This window comes from Streptomyces sp. NPDC049954 (genome assembly GCF_040656295.1).
In the GTDB taxonomy this organism is placed as follows: domain Bacteria; phylum Actinomycetota; class Actinomycetes; order Streptomycetales; family Streptomycetaceae; genus Streptomyces.
The window spans coordinates 109,040-129,158 of record NZ_JBFALS010000012.1 but is presented as its reverse complement, the minus strand read 5'-3'; the positions used below and the strand labels follow the sequence as shown (position 1 = coordinate 129,158).

Annotated in this window: 10 protein-coding genes; 8 read left to right on the top strand and 2 right to left on the bottom strand. The window is 74.2% G+C overall.

Translation table 11 applies throughout. From position 1 onward, the window contains the following. Positions 1-155: 155 nt before the first annotated feature. The 8 genes from AB0J21_RS25830 (at position 156) to AB0J21_RS25795 (ending at position 14,620) form a co-directional block, all read left to right on the top strand. Positions 156-2,714: a trypsin-like peptidase domain-containing protein gene (locus tag AB0J21_RS25830; protein WP_363148492.1), complete on the top strand. Its 2,559-nt coding sequence runs from the start codon at positions 156-158 to the stop codon at positions 2,712-2,714. 258 nt (positions 2,715-2,972) lie between these two features. Further along, on the top strand, positions 2,973-4,106 hold the full coding sequence (locus AB0J21_RS25825; RefSeq protein WP_363148491.1) for a MoxR family ATPase: 1,134 nt from the start codon (positions 2,973-2,975) through the stop codon (positions 4,104-4,106). A 6-nt stretch (positions 4,107-4,112) separates the two neighbouring features. Continuing rightward, positions 4,113-7,538 carry an SAV_2336 N-terminal domain-related protein gene (locus tag AB0J21_RS25820; protein WP_363148490.1) on the top strand — a complete coding sequence of 1,142 codons (3,426 nt, stop codon included), beginning with the start codon at positions 4,113-4,115 and terminating at the stop codon, positions 7,536-7,538. 133 nt (positions 7,539-7,671) lie between these two features. Next, positions 7,672-7,875 carry an FxSxx-COOH cyclophane-containing RiPP peptide gene (gene fxsA / locus AB0J21_RS25815; RefSeq protein WP_363148489.1) on the top strand — a complete coding sequence of 68 codons (204 nt, stop codon included), beginning with the start codon at positions 7,672-7,674 and terminating at the stop codon, positions 7,873-7,875. A gap of 310 nt (positions 7,876-8,185) precedes the next feature. Beyond that, positions 8,186-9,379 carry an FxsB family cyclophane-forming radical SAM/SPASM peptide maturase gene (locus AB0J21_RS25810; RefSeq protein WP_363148548.1) on the top strand — a complete coding sequence of 398 codons (1,194 nt, stop codon included), beginning with the start codon at positions 8,186-8,188 and terminating at the stop codon, positions 9,377-9,379. Further along, complete coding sequence (locus tag AB0J21_RS25805) at positions 9,376-10,779, top strand: HEXXH motif-containing putative peptide modification protein (protein WP_363148488.1); 1,404 nt, start codon at positions 9,376-9,378, stop codon at positions 10,777-10,779. The genes AB0J21_RS25810 and AB0J21_RS25805 overlap by 4 nt, the downstream gene beginning before the upstream one ends. 291 nt (positions 10,780-11,070) lie before the next feature. Then, positions 11,071-14,079 carry an FxSxx-COOH system tetratricopeptide repeat protein gene (gene fxsT / locus AB0J21_RS25800; protein ID WP_363148487.1) on the top strand — a complete coding sequence of 1,003 codons (3,009 nt, stop codon included), beginning with the start codon at positions 11,071-11,073 and terminating at the stop codon, positions 14,077-14,079. Between the two features lie 136 nt (positions 14,080-14,215). Next, positions 14,216-14,620, top strand: coding sequence for a CU044_2847 family protein (locus AB0J21_RS25795; RefSeq protein ID WP_363148486.1), 405 nt, complete (start codon positions 14,216-14,218; stop codon positions 14,618-14,620). A gap of 275 nt (positions 14,621-14,895) precedes the next feature. Here AB0J21_RS25795 and AB0J21_RS25790 read toward each other — a convergent pair whose 3' ends face one another. Beyond that, positions 14,896-18,729 (bottom strand): multifunctional oxoglutarate decarboxylase/oxoglutarate dehydrogenase thiamine pyrophosphate-binding subunit/dihydrolipoyllysine-residue succinyltransferase subunit, encoded by a 3,834-nt coding sequence (locus tag AB0J21_RS25790; RefSeq protein ID WP_363148485.1) that lies wholly within the window; start codon positions 18,727-18,729, stop codon positions 14,896-14,898. A gap of 267 nt (positions 18,730-18,996) precedes the next feature. After that, positions 18,997-20,088, bottom strand: a complete 1,092-nt coding sequence (locus AB0J21_RS25785) for a HAMP domain-containing sensor histidine kinase (RefSeq protein ID WP_363148484.1) — start codon at positions 20,086-20,088, stop codon at positions 18,997-18,999. Positions 20,089-20,119 lie beyond the last annotated feature (31 nt).

The following is a 20,119-nucleotide window of genomic DNA, read 5'->3' as shown; positions in this document are numbered from 1 at the left end:
ACCGTTCGCCGTACCCGGGAGGACGCGACCGTGCGCCGTACCCGGCAGGGCGGGGCCGTTCCCCGCGTCCGCCCGGGCGGGCCCCTGCCGCGCGCCGCCACGCCCGGCGCACGCACACCCCGCGCCCGCGCGCGGGCCGGCACGGGGGAGAGCACATGATCATGGCGTCGCCCGACGCGGGGCCGGCCGAGAACCCGGACGCCTGGCGGGCTCTGGAGAATCTGACGAAGGCGGCCACCGTCCGCATCCACCTGCCGTGGGCCGGGTATAGCCCCACTGACCCGTTCGGCGAGGTCGAGAGCTTCCTGGGAAGCGGCTTCTTCGCCGCGCCCAACTGGGTCCTCACCTGCGCGCACGTCCTCTACCACGAGGACAGCGGCCGGTACTTCGGGAAGGGGGAACAGGTGACCGTCGTCCACGCGCCCGCCCCCGACGCCGCCCCCGTCGCCCTGCGCGCCGAGGTCGCCGCCGTCCTCCCCGAGGTCGACGGGGTGCCGTCCGCGGGCTGGCCCGTACCCGACCTCGCCCTGGTCCGGCTGCTGGAGCCGAGCGCGCACGCGAGCGTCTTCCTGTCCGACCGGCCCGCCGTCACCTGGGCCGACGGCCGCGGCCTGTTCCACACCGGCTGGGTCAACAACGGCGGGGTCCTCGACCGGATCGACGGCAGGGCCACCGTGACCGGGGGGATGGGCTGGAGCGGCGGCGGAAGCACGGGAGGGCTGCTGCGGCTGGGCGGTGACAGCTTCATCGCGGGCGCCTCGGGGAGCCCCGTCGTCGACCTCGTGCGCGGGGAGGTCGTCGCCGTCGTCAAGTCCCGCCTCGTGGCCGGGAACAGCGGCTCCGCCGTCGACATCGCCCACCTGCGCCGCGGTCTGCCGGTCCCCGGCCTCCACCTTCCCCGCAAGCCGCAGGACGGCGCGGACCGCGACCGGCCCGGCCCCGGACAGCCCCGCGGCGCACGGACGTACCCCCTCGGGCGGACCACGCCCGACGCCGATGTCCGCGCCGTGCCCGAGGCGCGCCGGGCCCCCGGTGCGCGACCGCTGCCCGGCCGCGGCGCGGAAGCCGGACGGGAGGCCGTCGGGGCGGTCCCGGCGGCCACCGGACCGTACCCGCCCGAACCGCCGCAGGCCGGGGCCGCCGGCGCGCAGGCGGCGGGCCCCGACGCCGGAACGGACATCCTGGACGGGGCCGGCGAGGCGGTGACCGTGAACGGCGCCCCCGAGAGCTTCGGGCCGTGGGCGCAGAGCCTCGCCGACCCGTGGGCCCGCGGCGGGACCGAGGACCTCTACCAGACGCTGTGCTCCGAGCACGACCGGCACCAGAGCGACCGTCAGGGGGTGGCGCAGTGGACGTGGACCGACGTGCAGCGGCACCTGCGCCCCGCCTCCAGCCTCGACCTCCAGCCCGCCGAACGGGTCAAGCTGCTCGGACTGCTCGCCGACATCCCGCCGCCCGCCAGCGTCGCCGCCCTCGCCGAGGTACTGCACACCGTCTCCGAGGGACAACTCGGCACCGAGGAGCAGTGGTTCGCGCCGCGCGGCTGGCGCGACGGGCTCGGGACGCTGCACGGACGCGAGGGCACCGCGCACCAGCAGCTCGGCCTCTACCTCCGCTACGTCGACGCCGTCCTCGGCGCCGACCGGCCGGCCGCCGCCCGCGACAGCTCGCGCGCCGAACGCGCCCTGTGGGCCTGGGCCTGGGCGAAGACCGAGGAGCTGGCCCCCGCCGAGCGCGGGGAACGGCGGCGGGCCCTGGAACACCGGCGCCGGTCGCTGTCCCGCCCCAGGCCGGTGCGCGCGCCGCGCGCGGCGCGCCGGGCGGTGCTGCTGCGGCTGTTCCCGCGCGGCTGGCAGGCCGGCACCTACGACTGGCAGCTGTGCCTGGAGGAGCCCGCGCCCGAGGAGGCCCCCGGAGCGGGCGCCCCGGACCCGGGCGGCCCCGAGGGCGCGTACCCGGCCGAGCCCCTGGTGCGCCCGCTGGGCGAGGACCAGTGGGGCGTCCCGCTGGAGAACCTGCCCACCGCCCTCGCGGAGCCCCTGGCCGAGGCGTTCCGGCGCTGCGACGAACCCGGCGCGAGCGCCGTCCTGCACGTCGCCCTGCCCCGCGACCTGCTGGGGCTGGAGGTCGACGGCTGGCGGATCGGCCACGAGGGCAGGACGCTCGGCGAGGAACGGCCCGTCGTCGTCCGCTGCGCCGACCGGGCCTGGCCCGAGCAGGCCGGAGCGGAGGCGGACGACGCGCGCCGCTGGCAGGCCCTCCACCCGGCGCCGAGGGACGAGGGGATCGCCCCCGGGATCATCGACTGCGTGGACGATCGCCCCGTGCCCTTCGACGGACCCGGTCAGCTCGCCGCCACCCGGGACAACCACGTCCCGGTGCTGTGCCGTTACTGGCACGTGGAGCACACCGACTCGGTGACGGGCCTGTCGAGCCTCGTCGACGCGGGCTACCGGGTCGTCGTGTGGCGCAGGAGGGGGGACCCGGGCGGCGCCGAGCGGCCCGGGCACGCGTACGGCGACGTCTGCGCCGGCTTCCACGGGCAGGCCCCGGGCGCGCTGGGCGCCGCCCACAGCGCCGGGCACCTTCCGTACCTCGTGCACCGGTGGCGGGCCGATGTCGCCGCCGGTGTCGGCGGCGTCTTCTGGACGCAGGGCCTCGCTCTGCTGTATGACCCCCCGCGCGCCCTCAACGAGATGCTGCCCGCCCTGTGAAAGCCCCTGACGCGGTGCCACCCCGCTCGCTACCGTTTGCCGCGGGAGGCCCGGGCCGGGGAGGGGCGCGGCAGGACGGACAGCTCGACGGCCGCGGTACCGGCCGGGTGCGGGCCTTCGGGCCGCCGCTCCACCGGGCCCCTGGCCCCTGAGCACGCCGCCGTGTCCCGGGAGGGCGAAGGCCGAACGGGGACGGAAGACCGACGATCAGCGACCTGCCCGCGCAGCCGGGAGACGAGCGACGAGGGAAGCCGACAAATGAGCGAAACCAGTGTGGCCGGCGGCAACGACGCCGGTGTGTCCGGGGAATGGCTCATCTACCGGGGGGCGGGAGAACGGCACGACGGCATAGGACGCCTCCCCGCGCCGCCGCCCTGGCGCGACTTCCGGCGCCGCGTACAGGAGGGCGCCGGGCACGGGACGGACGGACCGGGCGCCGACGGACCCGGACCCGGCGCCCGTGTCCCGGAACACGCCGACGGACGGGCGGCGACCGGTGAGGCCGAGAGCCGCCGCCTGGGCGCCTACCGCGACCAGGCCGCCTCGCTGCGCCCCGGCGCGGAGGAGCTGGAGGTCATCAACGCCGCGCTGTACCTGCGCCGTCCGCTCCTGGTGACCGGCGGCCCGGGGGTCGGCAAGAGCTCCCTCGCGCACTCCGTCGCCGACGAACTGGGCCTCGGCGAGGTCCTGCGCTGGCCGATCGTCTCGCGCACCACGCTCCAGGACGGGCTCTACCACTACGACGCCATCGCCCGCCTCCAGGACGTGCAGATCGCCGCGCACGCCGCCGGGGCCGCGGCCGGCGGCCCCGGATCGGTCGAGAGCATCGGCGACTACATCCGGCTCGGCCCGCTGGGCACCGCCCTGCTGCCCTCCCCGACGCCCCGCGTGCTGCTCGTCGACGAACTCGACAAGAGCGACATCGACCTGCCCAACGACCTCCTGAACATCCTGGAGGAGGGCGAGTTCTCCCTCCCCGAGCTGGAGCGCATCGCCGACCGGCTGCCCGACCGCACGGCGAAGGTGCTGACCTCGGACGGACGCAAGGTCGAGGTCAGGGACGGGAAGGTGCGCTGCGGCGCCTTCCCCTTCGTCGTCCTCACGAGCAACGAGGAACGCGACTTCCCGGCCCCGCTGATGCGCCGCTGCATCCACCTCGAACTGGGCCGCCCCGACCACGAACGGCTCGCCAACTTCGTCCGCGCCCACCTCGGCCGCGACCAGGAACGCACCGCCGACGACCTCATCACCCGCTTCCTCGAACGCTCGCGCACCGAACTGCTCGCCGCCGACCAGCTGCTGAACGCCATTCACCTCACCGGCGCCGCCCCCGGCCTCGACCGGGAGCGGCTCGCCGACCTCCTCATCCAGCGACTCGACCGGCCGAGGTGACCCGACATGTCCGAAGCCCCCGCCCGGACCGGGCCCGGCCACAGGCCGGCCGGGCCCCGGCCCGCCGACCCCGTGTCCGCGCTCGTGCTCGCCCTGCGCGGCGCGGGACTCGACCCCGACGCGGAGAACCTCGGCGACGCCCTGTGGCTCGCGAACACCCTCCGGGGGCCCGAGACCGAAGCCGGGGACGCGCCCCGCGCCGCGCAGGGCACCGAGGCCGCGAACGGGGCCGGTGAGAGTTCCGGGGACGGGCCCGTGCCGCCCGGGACGACGCCCCCCGGCCCGGCCGCGCCCGAGGCGGAGCCGGACGGCGGCACCCGACGGCCGGACGCCCTGGACGAGGCCGACGAGGCCGGTACCGTCGCGCTCTACCTGGAACCGCAGGACACCGGCGCCTCGGCCACCGGCACCGCGAACGGGCGCCACGGGCCCGCGGACCGGCTGCGCGGGCTGCCCGTCGGCGTGCCCGCCGCCCCCGCCTTCGGCTCCTCGCTCGCCCTCCAGCGCGCCCTGCGCCCCCTCCAGGGCTACCGCACGGCGGGCACCCGGCTGCGCACCGTCCTCGACGAGACGGCCACCGCCGACCTGAGCGCCCGCGCGGGCGGGCTGATCCTGCCCGTGTACCGCCGTGTCGCCCGCAGGGACGCCGCCCTCCACCTCGTCCTCGACGCCTCGCCCTCGATGCGCGTGTGGGACCGCATGTTCGAGGAACTCGCCCGGGTCTTCGGCCAGTTGGGCGCCTTCAAGAACGTCGTCAGGTACTTCCTGCACGAGGGCCCCGGCGGCTCGCCCGTCGTCGGTTCCGCACCCGACCCGCGGTCCGGGCCGTTCTACTCGCCCGAACACCTCGCCGACCCCACGGGCCGCACCATGACCGTCCTGGTCAGCGACTGCGCCGGCCCGCTGTGGCGCAGCGGCCGCGGCCACCGGGTCCTGCACCGGCTCGCGGGCAGCGGCCCCGTCGTCGTCCTCCAGCCGCTCCCGCAGCGCCTGTGGAACCGCACCCGGCTGCCCGTCGTGTTCGGGGACCTCACCCGCGGGCCCTTCGGGCGCGTCCAGGTCGCACCCGGCGGCCCCAGGCCCCCCGCCCCCGGCGCGCTGCCCGTGCCCGTGGTCCCGCCGGTACCGGCGGCGCTCGCCTCCTGGGCCCGGCTCATGTCGGGCGGCGGGGCGCGTTCGGTGACCGGCGCCATCGGCTGGGTCCGCGCCGACCAGCCGCCCGCGGGCACCCCGGGCGCTCCCCGGCCGCTGTCCGCCCTGCAACTCGTCAGCCGCTTCCGCGCCGCCTCCTCGCCCGCCGCCGGACGGCTCGCCACGCACCTCGCGGCGGCCCCCCTCAACCTGCCCGTCATGCAGCTCGTCCAGCGCACGATGCTGCCCGACTCCGGCCCCTCGGAACTCGCCGAGATCCTGCTCAGCGGCCTGCTCACCCGTAGCAAGGCGGCCCCCGACACCGGCCAGTGGTACGAGTTCGAGCCCGGCGTGCGCCAGGCGCTGCTCGGCCCGCTCGGCCGCGACGAGGCCCTGCTCGTGCTCAAGCACTGCTCGGAGTACGTCGAGCAGCACTTCGGCAAGGGCGGGCCCAACTTCCCCGCGCTCGCCCACGCCCAGCTCGACAGCGGCGCGGCCGGCCGGCCGCCCGCCGACTGGGACGAGAGCGCCGGCACCCGCCGGCGCGGCGAGCGAGGCGGCCCCGAGGGCGACCGGACGGCCGAAGGCGACCCGGCCACCGTGCCCCAGCCCTTCGCCGAGGTCGCCGCCGACGTCCTGAGGCGGTTCATGCCCGTGTCCCCGCTGCCCGGCGGCTCCACCGCCGCGACCGGCCCCGGAAGCCCGCACCCGGCCACCACCGCCGCCCGGAGCCTCGTCGCGGAGTACGAGGAACACGGCATGGTCCAGTCCCTCATGGACGCCGCCCAGCTCCTGCGCAGCGCCGTCCGGCAACGGACCGCCGCCGATCCCGAGCTGCTCGCCGCGTGCGCCCGTACGCTGCTGCGGCTGTGGCGCGTCCAGGGCGGCGAGGCGCTGCTCGCCGAAGCCAGGGACACCGCCGAGCGGGCCGTCACCGCCGGGCGCGAACCCGCCCACCGCGCCGTCCTCGCCCAGGTCCTGAGCGCCGTGGCCGAGGAGAGCACCCGCTCCGGCGACCGCGCCGCGGCCCGCGAGACCCTGCGCCGCGCCGAACGCGAGTACGCCGCCGCGTGCGCCGCCCCCGCCCTCAGCCCCGACGAGGCGCTGTCCCTCACCCTGGAACGCGTCGCCGTCCTGGAGTCGCAGTGGCGGCTGGCCCGGGACGGCGAACTCCTCCAGAGCGGCGTCGGCATGCTGGAGGCGCTCGCCGACGCCCGCCCCGACGGACGCAGGCCCGCCCCGCTCAGCCTCGCCCACGGCAGGCTCCTGCTGCGGCTGTCCACGGCCGCCGAGGACGAGGCCGAGATCCGCGACCACGCCGACCGGGCCGCCCGCTCCCTGCGCGCCGCCCTCGACGAGGACGACACCGCCCGCGCCGAAGGCTCCAAAGCCCTGCCGGAGGGCGAACGGCCCGCCGTCCTGCTCGACCTCCTCGACGCGACTCTGCGCTCCGGCCCCGAGGCCCACGCGCAGGCCGAGACGCTGCTCCACGAGGCCCTGCCCCAGGCCCACGGCCGCCGCCGCAGCGATCTGCTGACCCGCTCCGGACGGCTGCACGTCGCCCGGTACCGGGAGACCGGCGCCGCGCAGGAACTCGACCGCGCCGCGAGCCGCTTCGAGGCGGCGCTGCCCGGGGTGCCCCGCGACACCGCCGCCCACTCCCAGCTCCTGTTCGAACGGGGTAGCACTCTCCTGGACCGGGCCCGGCTGCCGGACGGCTCGTTCGCCGAGCGGCTCGACCGCGTCAACCGCGCCGTGCAGGTGCTGCGCGGCTGCCTCACCGAGACCGCGTCGACGCACCGCGCCGCCCCCCGCAGGGAACTGCTCCTCGGCCGCGCCCTCGTGACCCGCTACCGGCTCACCGAGGACCGCGTGGACCTGCGCGAGGCCGAGCACCATCTCGGTCTCGCCGCGCGCGGTGCCCGCGAACCGATCGCCGCCGCGACCTGCCGCCTCGAATGGGGCCAGGTCCTCGTCAACGCCGCCGACGCGCTGCGCCGCCCCGCGCACTACGACGACGCGGCCGACGCCTTCCGCCTCGCCGCCCAGGCCGCCCGCACCGCGCAGGAGGAGGCGCCCACGCCCCGGCGGCGCGCCGAGGCCGTCTCGCGCGCCGCCCAGGCACACCACTGGCGCGGCATCACCTACGAGGCCGCGGGCCGCCCCCGCGCCGCCCGCACCGCCTACCGGGCCGCCGCCGAGGAGTGGGAACGGCTGCCCGCGGGCATGGAGCCCTTGGGGGAACCCACTCCGGCCGACACCGCCCGCCGCCTGACCGGGCTGACGGGCCCGCCCGACTGAACCGCGCCCGCCCGCACGGCGGATGCCCGCCGCACCCGCGCCCGGCGGCACCGGGCGACGTCGGCCCGTACCCGGGACAGCGCCGTCCCGCCGTACCGCCTTCGCACGCCGCACACCGACCGAGGGACACCGCATGACGGAACACGACGCGACGGTGCACCGCGACGCCGGGCCGCAGGCCCCCGCCGTACCGCCGCCGCTGCCCGACCTGACCGCACTCGACCTGCGCGCCCTGCGCGAGCTCGACCACCCCGTCCTCGGCGAGGTCCTGGGCGAACTGCGCTCGCGCGCCGGGGAGTCCAGCGAAATGCTGTGGGGGTTCAACAACGCGATGTGACCGGCCGCCGCACCGCTGCGCCCGCGCGCCCGCCGCGCGGGCACTCCCGCACCACCACCGTGCGCCGGGCGGCCCTTTCGGCCGGTGCCCGGAGCGAACCGGACAAGGATCCGCCGGGAGGTTTGCCGCCCGGCGCCCGACGGGAGATACCCCCACAGGGCGGCGACAGGGAGCCGGACCCACACCGGGGGACACGGGGGGCGCAGTGCCGGACGACGCGCCCCCGCAGCCGGACACCGCCCGCTCCCCGCAGCCGCCGGGGACGCGCGCCCGCCACCGCGCCGGGACCACCACGGTCCGGCAGGCAGCGGTGTACGCGCCCGAATCCCCGTCCCCCTTCCGGCAGTTCATCGTCAAGACGCACAGCCGCTGCAACCTCGCCTGCCGCTACTGCTACCTCTACGAGGGACCGGACGACAGCTGGCGCGGCCGCCCGGCCACCCTCGCCCCCGCCGTACGCGCCCACGTCGTCGCCCGGATCGCCGAGCACGCCGCCACGCACCGGCTGCCCGCCCTGTCCCTGGTCCTCCACGGCGGCGAACCGCTCCTGTCCGGAGCCGCCCCGCTCGTCGCCCTCGCCCGCGAGGTGCGCGCCGCCGTCCCCGCCGGCTGCGCGGTGCACGCCACCGTCCAGACCAACGGAACGCTGCTGACCAGCGGCAGCGCCGCCGCCCTCGCCGAGGGCGGGATCACGGTGGGGCTGAGCCTCGACGGCGGACGCGCCGCGCACAACACGCTGCGCACCGACCACGCGGGCCGCCCCTCCTGGCCCGCCGCCTCCCGGGCCGCCCGGCTGCTCGCCGAGGAGCAGCCCGGGGCCTACGCGGGCATCCTCACCGTCGTCGACCCGCGCACCGACCCCGTCGACGTCTACACCTCGCTGCTCGCGCTGCGCCCCCCGGCGATCGACCTGCTGCTGCCGCACGGCAACTGGACCAGCCCGCCGCCCCTGCGCCCCGCGGACCCCGGCCGCACCCCCTACGGGGACTGGCTGTGTGCCGTGTTCGACGTGTGGTGGCGGGCCCCGCGCCGGGCCACCCGGGTGCGTCTGTTCGAGGAGTGCCTCGCGCTCCTGCTCGGCCTGCCCGCCGGGACCGAGTCCCTGGGCCTCGACCCGTTCACCGCCGTCGTCGTGGAGACCGACGGCTCCATCGAACAGGTCGACTCCCTCAAATCGGCGTACGACGGGGCCGCCGCCACCGGACTCGACGTACGCCACCACAGCTTCGACGAGGCCCTGCGCCATCCCGGGGTCGCCGCCCGTCAACGAGGACCGGCGGCACTCTCCGCGACCTGCCGTGCCTGCCCGCTGCTCACCGTGTGCGGGGGCGGGCACTACGCCCACCGCTGGCGGGCCGGCCACGGATTCGCGAACCCCTCGGTGTACTGCGCCGACCTCCAGAAATTCATCCGCCACGTGGCGGCGGCCCTGGACCGGGCGGCCGGCCGCCACCGGCCGGGCGAGCCGCCCGGCCCCGCCACCGCGCAAGGAGGCACCCCATGACCACAGCGGTTCCCGCACCCGTCCTGCGCGAACTCGCGAGGACCGAGGGAGGGCCCCGGGCCCTCGACCACCTCGTCCACGACCAGTCCACCCGCAGACTCCTGCTGCTGCGCGCCCTGCTCGACGCCGTCCAGGACGCCCCCGCCGCCCGCGTCGGCCCCGGCGCCCGGCAGCGCATGGCCGAGGACTGGGCCCTGCTGGAGACCGCCGAGCAGGCGGGCCCCCGGGCCGGGGAACGCGTACGCGCGCTCCTGCTGCGCCCCCTCACCGGCCCGCTGATCCGCCACGCCCTCGCGGCGCTCACCGGCCCCCGGACCGGGCAGGACGCCGAACTCACCGAGGCGCTCGACCACTTCTCCACCCTCGCCGCGACCGCCGCGATATCCGCCGGGGTGCCCTTCACCGCGCGCCTCACCGCGTACGAGGGCTTGCTCGCGCTGCCCTCCCTCGGGGCCCTGCGCACCGAGGGCACGGCGCCGCGCACCGTGACCGCCGCCTTCACCGGTTCCGCGCTCACCCTGAGCCCGGACGGCGGCGGCCCCGTCACCGTCTTCCCACAGCCCTCGTACGGGGCGTGGTCGGCCGACGCGGCGTGGCTGCCCGCCTACGCCCTGCCGCCGCTCACCCCCGGGGCCGACCTCGTCCCGCTGGACGACATGAGCCCCTACCGGCAGGTGCCCGGCCCCGCGCACAGCAGCCTCAGCCGCGCCGTCACCCTCGACGACCACTCCCGTAAACGCTGGTACGAGGCGTGGTCGGGCACCGCCGCGCTGCTCGCGCTGGGCGGACCGCACCGCACCGGCGAGGCGGTCCGGCTGCTGCGCTCCGTCGTACCGCTCCAGACCCCGCCCGGAGCGACCACCGAGGGCCACCCCTCCGGCAGTTGCAGCGGCACCCGCAAGGAGGCGTTCGGCGTGGTGCTCGCGAGCGTCCCGCCCAGCCCGGCCGGGTTCGCGGCGCTGCTCGTGCACGAACTCCAGCACGCCAAACTGGCCGCGCTGTGCGAACTGACCCCGCTGCACCACGCGAGTGCGGAGGCCGTCCACTTCGCCCCGTGGCGCCCCGACCCGCGCCCCTTCGACGGTCTGCTCCAGGGCATCTACAGCCACCTCGCGCTCGCCGACTGGTGGCAGTGCTACGCCCTCGCGGCCGAGGACGGGCCCGCACGCGACCACGCCTGGGGCGAACACGCCCGGCGCCGCGAGCAGGTCGGCGCCGCGCTGCCCGCACTCGTCGGCTCCGAGGACCTGACCGAACAGGGGCGCGTCCTGGCCGACGGCATGGTCTCCGCCTACCTCCACCTCAGCCGCGTCGAACCACCCGCGGGCCACCTCGCGCGCGCCCGCGCGTACGTCGACACGGCACGCGCGCTGTGGCAGCAGCGCAGGACCCGCGGCTGAGGAACCGGCCGGGCGGCGAACCGGGAGAGGACGGGCGTACGCCGGAGCGCGGACGCGGCCCGCCGGACGGACGGCGGGCCGACGGGCGAACACGCGGGCGAACGCGCGAGGGGAACGGCGGGGAAAAGGCCGCGACCGGCGTCACCCTTTCCTCTGATGATCCGTTAAATACCGCACCCGCGCGGTAAGTTGATTGTTCCCCGTGGCGGTGCGAGCATCGCGGGCAGCGACGGTCGCGCCGACTGGGCGAGCGACTGGGCGAACACTGGAGTGGTGCCGGGAGGGCGCTGAATGTCGGAAACGCGCACAACGGATGCCACCCCCCGCAGGTCCGCCGCGGAAGCGGCCGTCACCATCAGTTTCGCGGGGTTCAACCGCCCCTGGGCCGCCTGGATCGGGGACCGGCTGCGGCGACGCGGCCACACCGTCGTCTTCCAGCGCTGGGACGCCCCCGCCGAGGAGTCCCTGGAGGACCTCCTCAGCGACCTGAAACTGGCCCCCGGGCCGGTCCTGCTGATCCTGAGCGACTGGTACTTCCAGATGGGCCCCCGCTCGCACGCCGAGTGGAACGCCGCCCTGCGCTCCGTGGTCGCCCCCGACCCGGGACGCTTCGCGGCGGTCACCGTGGCCAGCGGCACCGTCCCCACCGCCTCCTCCGTCCTGGCCCCCGCCGAACTCACCGGCGTCGGCGACCGCGAGGCCGAACGCCGCGTCCTGGAGCGCCTCGGACTGCCCACCGACCGGCTGCCCGCGAAGGCCGCCGCGGCCCCCGGCCCCCGCTTCCCGCTCGACTCCCCGGAGATCTGGGGCGGCGTCCCGCGCCGCAACACCCGCTTCACCGGCCGTGAACCGCTCCTCAACGACGCGTACCACATCCTCCAGGAGGCGGAGGAGGGCGCCGGGGTACTGACCCTGTTCGGCATGTCCGGAGTCGGCAAGACCCAACTCGCCGCCGAGTACGTCTACCGGTTCTCCTCCGAGTACGACGTCGTGTGGTGGATCAGCGCGCAGAACCGCAGCACCTACCGGCGCAGCCTCGCCGAACTCGCCACCGCGCTCGGACTCAAGACCGGCCCCGAGTACGGCGAACGGCTGCGCGCCGCCCTCGCCGCGCTGCGCCGCGGCGACCCCTACGCGCGCTGGCTCGTCGTCGTCGACGGCGCCGACGAGCCCGAGGAACTGTGGGACCTGCTGCCCACGGGCACCGGCCACGTCCTCATCAGCTCCCGCAACGTCGAGTGGAGCCAGCACAACAGCGCCCTGCTGGAGGTCCCGGTCTACTCGCGCGCCGAGTCGGTGTCCTTCGTACGCCGCCGCGCCCCACGCCTGGACGAGGCCGAGGCCGCCCAGCTCGCCGACGCCCTCGGCGACATGCCGCTGCTGCTCGACCAGACGGCGGGCTGGCTCAACGACTCCGACCTCCCGGTGAGCGAGTACATCGGGCTGCTCGACGGCGGCATCGACAACACCATCGTCAAGGTCTCCGCCGACTTCCCCGTGGCCTTCCAGACCGCCTGGTCGATACTGCTGAACCGGCTGCGGGACACCGTGCCGGAATCCATCGACCTGCTGCGCCTGTGCACCTACTTCGCGCCCGGCCTCATCCCGGTCTGGCTCCTGCGGGACATCCCGTCGGGCGAGGTGCCCGAACAGCTCGCCGGGCTGCTCAACGACCCGCTGCGCTGGAACCGCGCCGTCAACCAGCTCCGCCAGTACTCCGTCGTCCGCCTGGAGTCCCACGAAGGGGCCACCGAGGACGCCACCTGGTCCGGGGAATCCCTGTACCTGCACCGAATGGTCCACCAGATCGTGCACAGCGACATCTCAGACCGCGACCGCGACGGCTTCGTCGACGTCGTCCGCCACGCCCTCGCGGTCGCCGACCCCGGCCGCCCCACCGACACCCGGCAGTGGCCGCGCTACGCGGAGATCGCCCCGCACCTCAAGTACGCGGACGTCCTGGGCAGCACCGACCCCAAGGTCCAGAACCTGGTCCTCAACTGCCTGCGCTACATGTACCTGTCCGGCGAGTACGACGCGGGCATCACTCTGGGCGAACGCGCCCTCAAGGCCTGGCGCACGACCCTCGGCGAGGACCACCCGCGGGTCTGGGACGTCACCCACCACTACGCCAACGTGCTGCGCGCGGTGGGCGACTACGCGAGCACCGAGGCCGTGGAGCGCGCCGCCGTCGACCACCTGCGCCGCACCAAGGGCGAGACCGACCTCGACCACCTGCGCGCCGCCGGCGGCCTCGCCGCCGACCTGCGCGGCCTCGGCCGCTACGAAGAGGCCCTCGCCCTGTCGGAATGGCTCCTCACCACCTACCGCGACCTGGTGGGCGCCGAGGACTCCCGCACCCTCAACGCCCAGAACAACTACGCCGTCTCCCTCCGCCTGCTCGGCCGCTACCAGGACTCCCTGGAACTCGACCGCAGGACCATGGAGGACCGCCGGCGACTGCTGCGGCCGAGGCACCCGTGGTCGCTGTCCTCGCAGATCTCCTACTCCGCGGACCTGCGGCTGGTCGGCCGGTACGCGGAGGCCGAGTCACTCCAGGACACGAGTGTGCGCGAGCACCGCATCGTCATGGGCGAAGACCACCAGCAGACGCTGCGGGCCGAACACAACCTCGCGTTGTGCTGGTACCGCAACGGGGACCGGAACCAGGCCGGCCCCCTGCTCACCTCGGTCGCCGAGCGTTCGGAACGGATGCTGGGCGAGCGGGACCCGGTGACGGTCCTGTTCCTCAGCAGCCTGAGCTGCTACCTGCGCGAACACGGGGACATCGACGAGTCGCGCCGCATGGCGGAGCGCGTCAACGTCGCCTACGAGCGCATGCTCGGGTCCGGCCACCCGTACACCGCGGGGACCCGCAGCAACCTCTCCCTGGTCCTGCGCAACGTCGGCGAACGCCGACAGGCCCTCCAGACGGCGGAGAGCGCCCTCACCGCCATGAGCGCGGCCGTCGGCGAGTTCCATCCCTGGACCCTCGGCTGCGAGATCAACGCCTCGGCCATGCGCAACGTGACCGGTGACGCCGAGGGCGCCGCCCAGCTGTCGGGTGCGACGGTCGGCCGGGCGACCGAGTCGCTGGGCCGGACGCACCCCCTGACCCTGTCCGCACGGATCGCGCACGCCGCGGACCTGCGTGCGCTGCGCAAGCGGGGGAGCGCCGACAAGGAGGAGGAGGCGGCGCTGGGCGACCTGTCCGCCACCCTCGGCGGCCAGCACGTGCACACGGTCGCCGCACGGTCGCGGCAGCGGCCGTTCTGGGACTTCGAGCCGCAGTCCACTTGATCCGGCAGGTGGATGCCCCTCGCCCCGGCTGCCGGACGCGGCGCCTGCGAACGGGGGACGCGCCGCCCCGGCGTGGGTGAGGCGATGAAGCCCCGTGTGACGCATACGAGGTGACGTGAACGACGGAGGGGGCGCTATGCAGGAGCCGGAAGGGCCCGGCGCGGCGGAGCTGGACGACGGAATCCCGATCTTCGTCGACGCCACCGTCCTGCCCGCTCCCCGTGGCTCGGAGAGCGACAAGCTCTTCGAGGACGTACGCTCCCGCGGCACCGGACCACGCCGGGTGAGCGAGGTGGTCCGCAACTCCTACGGGCAGGCACTCGATCTCGCCGAGCGCTGCGCCCGGCAGGCCGCCGAGCGCTTCGACACGCTCGCCGACGGCCTGCGCCCCGACGAGGTGGAGCTGCAACTGGCCATCCGCGTCGAGGCGGGCACCGTGGCTCTCGCCAAGGCAACCGCCGAGGCGCAGATCCAGCTCACCTTTCGCTGGTCGCCCGGCGAGCGGCCTCCCGTGCCTCCGGGCCAGAGCGCGGAGGAATGACCGGACAGCGGCCGGACCCACGGGCGGGAGCCTCCCGTACAGCCGCCTGCTGAGCGGACAACGGAGTACGGCCAGGTAATCGACCGTCGTACGGCTTGCGGCCTCAAGACCGACCGCGAGCTCTGCCCGGCTCTGCCTGCCAACGTGCCGGAGGGAGCTCCGGAACGCCTGGCACCGGCACGCGCTGCTCGGGTGCCCGGCTCCCGGAGATACCAAAGGGCCCTCCCCGCCGGTGGTTGCCGGCCGGGGAGGGCCCCTGCGTGCGACGCTCCCGGTCAGGCCTCGAAGACCTCGGCCACGAGCTGGGCCTGCTCCGCCTGGTGCCGCTTCGCCGAACCCACGGCCGGCGAGGAGGAGTGCGGGCGGGAGATGCGGCGCAGCCGCTCACCGTGCGGCAGGTCCGCGCCGACCGCGAGGTCCAGGTGGTCGATCAGGTTGAGCGCGATGAACGGCCAGGCACCCTGGTTCGCCGGCTCCTCCTGGGCCCACAGGTACTTCTCGGCGTTCGGGTACTTCGCGATCTCCGCCTGGATCTCGTCGCCCGGCAGCGGGTACAGCCGCTCGACCCGGATGATCGCCGTGTCGTTCGCCCCGCGCTTGACGCGCTCCGCCTCCAGGTCGTAGTAGACCTTGCCGGAGCACAGGACGATCTTGCGGACCGCGCCCGGCTCGACCGTCGTGTCGCCGATGACGGGACGGAAACCGCCCGAGGTGAACTCCTCCGCCTTCGAGGACGCCGCCTTCAGACGCAGCATCGACTTCGGGGTGAAGACGACCAGCGGCTTGTGGTGCGGGTTGTGCACCTGCCACCGCAGGAGGTGGAAGTAGTTCGACGGGAGGGTCGGCATCGCGACCGTCATGTTGCCCTGCCCGCACAGCTGCAGGAAGCGCTCGATCCGGGCCGAGGAGTGGTCCGGGCCCTGGCCCTCGTAGCCGTGCGGCAGCAGCAGGGTGACGCCGGAGGTCTGGCCCCACTTCTGCTCGGCCGCGGTGATGTACTCGTCGATGATGGTCTGCGCGCCGTTGATGAAGTCACCGAACTGCGCCTCCCACATGACCAGCGCCTCGGGGCGGGCCAGCGAGTAGCCGTACTCGAAGCCCATCGCCGCGTACTCGCTCAGCAGCGAGTCGTAGACGTTGAACCGGGCCTGCTCGTCCGAGAGGTACTGCAGCGGGGTGTAGTCCTCGCCGGTCTCCCGGTCCACCAGCACCGCGTGGCGCTGGCCGAAGGTGCCGCGCCGCGAGTCCTGGCCGGCCAGCCGCACCGGAGTGCCCTCCATCAGCAGGGAGCCGATGGCGAGGGTCTCGCCGGTGCCCCAGTCGACGGTGCCCTCCTCGATCTGGGACGCGCGCCGCTGGAGCTGCGGGAGCAGCCTCGGGTGCACGGTGACCCGGTCGGGGATGTTGACCTGGGACTCGGCGATCCGCTTCACGACCTCCTGGGAGATCGCCGTCTCCACGGCCACCGGGAACTCGGCCTGCGGCTGCGAGACCTCCGGGTCGCCCGGCTGCGTCGTCGCCTCGCGGACCTCGGTGAAGACCTTCTCCAGCTGCCCCTGGAAGTCCTGGAGCGCCTGCTCGGCCTCCTCCAGCGTGATGTCGCCCCGGCCGATCAGCGACTCGGTGTACAGCTTGCGCACCGAACGCTTCTTGTCGATCAGGTCGTACATCAGCGGCTGCGTGAAGCCCGGGTTGTCGGACTCGTTGTGGCCGCGGCGACGGTAGCAGATGAGGTCGATCACGACGTCCTTGTTGAACGCCTGACGGAACTCGAAGGCCAGCCGCGCCACCCGGACGACGGCCTCGGGGTCGTCGCCGTTGACGTGGAAGATCGGGGCCTCGATCATCCGGGCCACGTCGGTCGCGTACATCGAGGAACGCGCCGACTCCGGGGGAGCGGTGAAGCCCACCTGGTTGTTGATCACGACGTGCACGGTGCCGCCGGTGCGGTAGCCGCGCAGCTGCGACATGTTGAGCGTCTCGGCGACGACGCCCTGGCCCGCGAAGGCCGCGTCGCCGTGCAGGGCCACCGGCAGGACGGTGAAGTCCGTGCCGCCCTTGTTGATGATGTCCTGCTTGGCGCGCGAGATGCCCTCGATGACCGGGTCGACCGTCTCCAGGTGGGAGGGGTTCGCGGCCAGCGAGACCTTGATCTGCTCGCCGTCCAGGCCCGTGAAGGTGCCCTCGGCGCCCAGGTGGTACTTGACGTCACCGGAGCCGTGCATCGACTTCGGGTCGAGGTTGCCCTCGAACTCGCGGAAGATCTGCGCGTACGACTTGCCGACGATGTTGGCCAGCACGTTGAGACGGCCGCGGTGGGCCATCCCGATGACGACCTCGTCGAGGCGGGCCTCGGCGGCCGAGTCCAGCACGGCGTCCAGCAGCGGGATGACGGACTCGCCGCCCTCCAGCGAGAAGCGCTTCTGGCCCACGTACTTGGTCTGCAGGAAGGTCTCGAAGGCCTCGGCGGCGTTCAGCCGGCGCAGGATGCGCAGCTGCTCCTCGCGCTCCGGCTTCGCAGTGGTGACCCCGCGCTCGACCCGGTCCTGGATCCAGTTGCGCTGCTTCGGGTCCTGGATGTGCATGAACTCGATGCCGATGGTGCGGCAGTACGAGTCGCGCAGGACGCCCAGCACGTCGCGCAGCTTCATCATCGACTTGCCGGCGAAACCGCCGACCGCGAAGTCCCGCTCCAGGTCCCACAGGGTGAGGCCGTGCTCGGTGATGTCGAGGTCGGGGTGCTTGCGCTGGTGGTACTCCAGCGGGTCCGTGTCGGCCATGACGTGGCCGCGCACCCGGTAGGAGTGGATCAGCTCGAAGACCCGGGCGGCCTTCGTGACGTCGTCGTCGTGCGAGGCGTCGATGTCCTTGTTCCAGCGGATCGGCTCGTACGGGATCCGCAGGGCCTTGAAGACCTCGTCGTAGAACTCGTTCTGGCCCAGCAGCAGGTTGGCGACGATGCGCAGGAACTCGCCGGAGGCGGCGCCCTGGATGACCCGGTGGTCGTAGGTCGAGGTGAGCGTCATCACCTTCGAGATGCCCAGCCGGTTCAGGGTGTCCTGCGAGGTGCCCTGGTACTCGGCCGGGTACTCCATCGCGCCGACACCCATGATCACCGACTGGCCGGGCATCAGACGCGGCACGGAGTGCACGGTGCCGATGCCGCCGGGGTTGGTGAGCGAGGCGGTGACGCCGGAGAAGTCGTCCATCGTCAGCTTGTTGTCCCGGGCGCGGCGGACGATGTCCTCGTACGCCTGCCAGAACTCGAAGAAGTTGAGCGTCTCGGCCTTCTTGATGGCCGCGACGACGAGCTGACGGTCGCCGTTCGGCTTCACCAGGTCGATCGCGAGACCGAGGTTGACGTGCTCCGGCTTGACCAGGGTCGGCTTGCCGTCCTTCGTCGTGAACGAGTTGTTCATCGACGGCATGGCCTTGATCGCCTGCACCATCGCGTAGCCGATGAGGTGCGTGAAGGAGATCTTCCCGCCCCGGGCCCGCTTGAGGTGGTTGTTGATGACGATGCGGTTGTCGAACAGCAGCTTCACCGGGACGGCGCGCACCGAGGTGGCCGTCGGCAGCTCCAGCGAGGCGCCCATGTTCTTCGCGACGGCGGCCGAGGGGCCACGCAGCGTGATGAACTCGGGGCCCGCGGGCGCCTCCGCGGTGGGAGCGGAGGGCTGCTGCTGAGCCGGGGTCGGCTTCTTCGCGGCCGGCTTCGGCTGCGCCGGGGCGGGGGCCTGGGCGGCCGGCTTCGCGGCCGGAGCGGCGGGCGCCTGCTGGGCCTGTGCCGGCGCGGGGGCCTGGGCGGGCTTCGGCTGCGCCGGGGCGGCGGGCGTCGCGGGGGCGGCAGGAGCGGCGGCCTGAGCGGCGGGGGCGGCAGGAGCGCCGTCCGTGCCGGTCTTGGCCGCGGCACTGCCCGGCTTGTAGTCGGCGAAGAAGTCCCACCAGGCGCGATCGACCGAATTCGGGTCCTGGAGGTACTGCTGGTAGATCTCATCGACCAGCCACTCGTTCGCGCCGAAGGCGGCTGCAGGGTTCTTGCCCTGCCCGTCTTGGCCGACGGGGTCGGTCGAGATGCTCGTCGAGTTACTGGGGGACTGTGGCGACACGGCGGTAACCGCCCTCTTCCGCTTCTCACAAGGTGATGGACAGCGGGAATAAAGGCTACGCCTCCGACAACCCCAGGTGCAGGCCGGGCCGGGCATCCGTCGCGTAAGTCACACCGGACGTCGTGTTTCGGCGCTTGGATTGGCGGGAAACAACCGTGGTTTTGCTCTGCGCGAGATGTCCTCCGACCGCGTCCGTGACCTGGTGGTCGGCGTTCCCGGCTGGTGACAATCTGTTCGGTCTTCGATCTTGTCGTGCTGCTGTGAAGCCTACGTCAAGTCGACCTGCGGAGCTCGCCCCGGAAGAGTGATGTGAATACGGCAACCACGTGCGGATTCGGCCACCCGGATACGTCCGCCGTGCAGATCCACCGCCCAGCGGGCGATCGCGAGGCCCAGACCGGTGCCGCCGTCACTGCCCGGACCGTGCGCCTTCGGTGACACGCCCCGGTTGAACCGCTCGAAAACCCGGTGCCACTCGGAGCGCGGGATGCCGGGCCCCTCGTCCTGCACCTCCAGCTCCAGCGACTCCGGCTGCGCGCCCGCCCGCGCACGCACGGTCACTCTTCCGTGCGGCGGACTGTGCTTGACGGCGTTGTCGATGAGATTGGCCACTACCTGGTGCAGCCGCTCCGCGTCCGCGTACCCGGCCAGCTCCGGCGGCGACACGTCCAGGTGCAGATGGACGTCGGTACGGCTGTGGCTGCCCGAGTTCGACACGAGGTTGCGCCGCGCGACCGCCGCGCCTGTGAGCTGCGCCTCCTTCAGGACGCCCGACAGATACGGCCACACCTCGAAGCGGCGCGCCCTCAGCGGGACCACGCCGTGGTCGAGACGGGACAGGTCCAGCAGCGTCTCCACCAGCCGGCCCAGCCGCTCCGTCTGCTTCAGGGCCGTGCGCATCGTCTCCGGATCGGCCTCGGACACCCCGTCGACCACGTTCTCCAGGACCGCGCGCAGCGCCGCGATGGGCGTGCGCAGCTCGTGCGAGACGTTCGCGACCAGTTCCTTGCGGTGGTGGTCCTGGGCCTCCAGGTCGTCCGCCATGCGGTTGATCGTCTCGGCCAGCGAGCCGAGTTCGTCGCCCCGGTCACTGCCCGAGACCCGCCGCGTGTAGTCGCCGTGCGATATCGCCCGCGCCACCGTCGTCATCTCGGCGAGCGGGGAGGCGAGGCCGTGCGCCACGAACTGCGTGATCAGCAGCGTCGCGATGACCGAGAAGACGGTGATGAAGCGCAGCTCGGTGTCGGTGCGCAGCGCGACGATCAGCAGCCCCGTCGTGATGAACACCGACAGGACGACCAGCGTCCCGAGCTTCGCCTTGATCGGGAACGGGCGGAGCCTGACCTGTGACCTGTTCACTTGGGTCCCCCCGGGGTCTGCACGCGGGCCG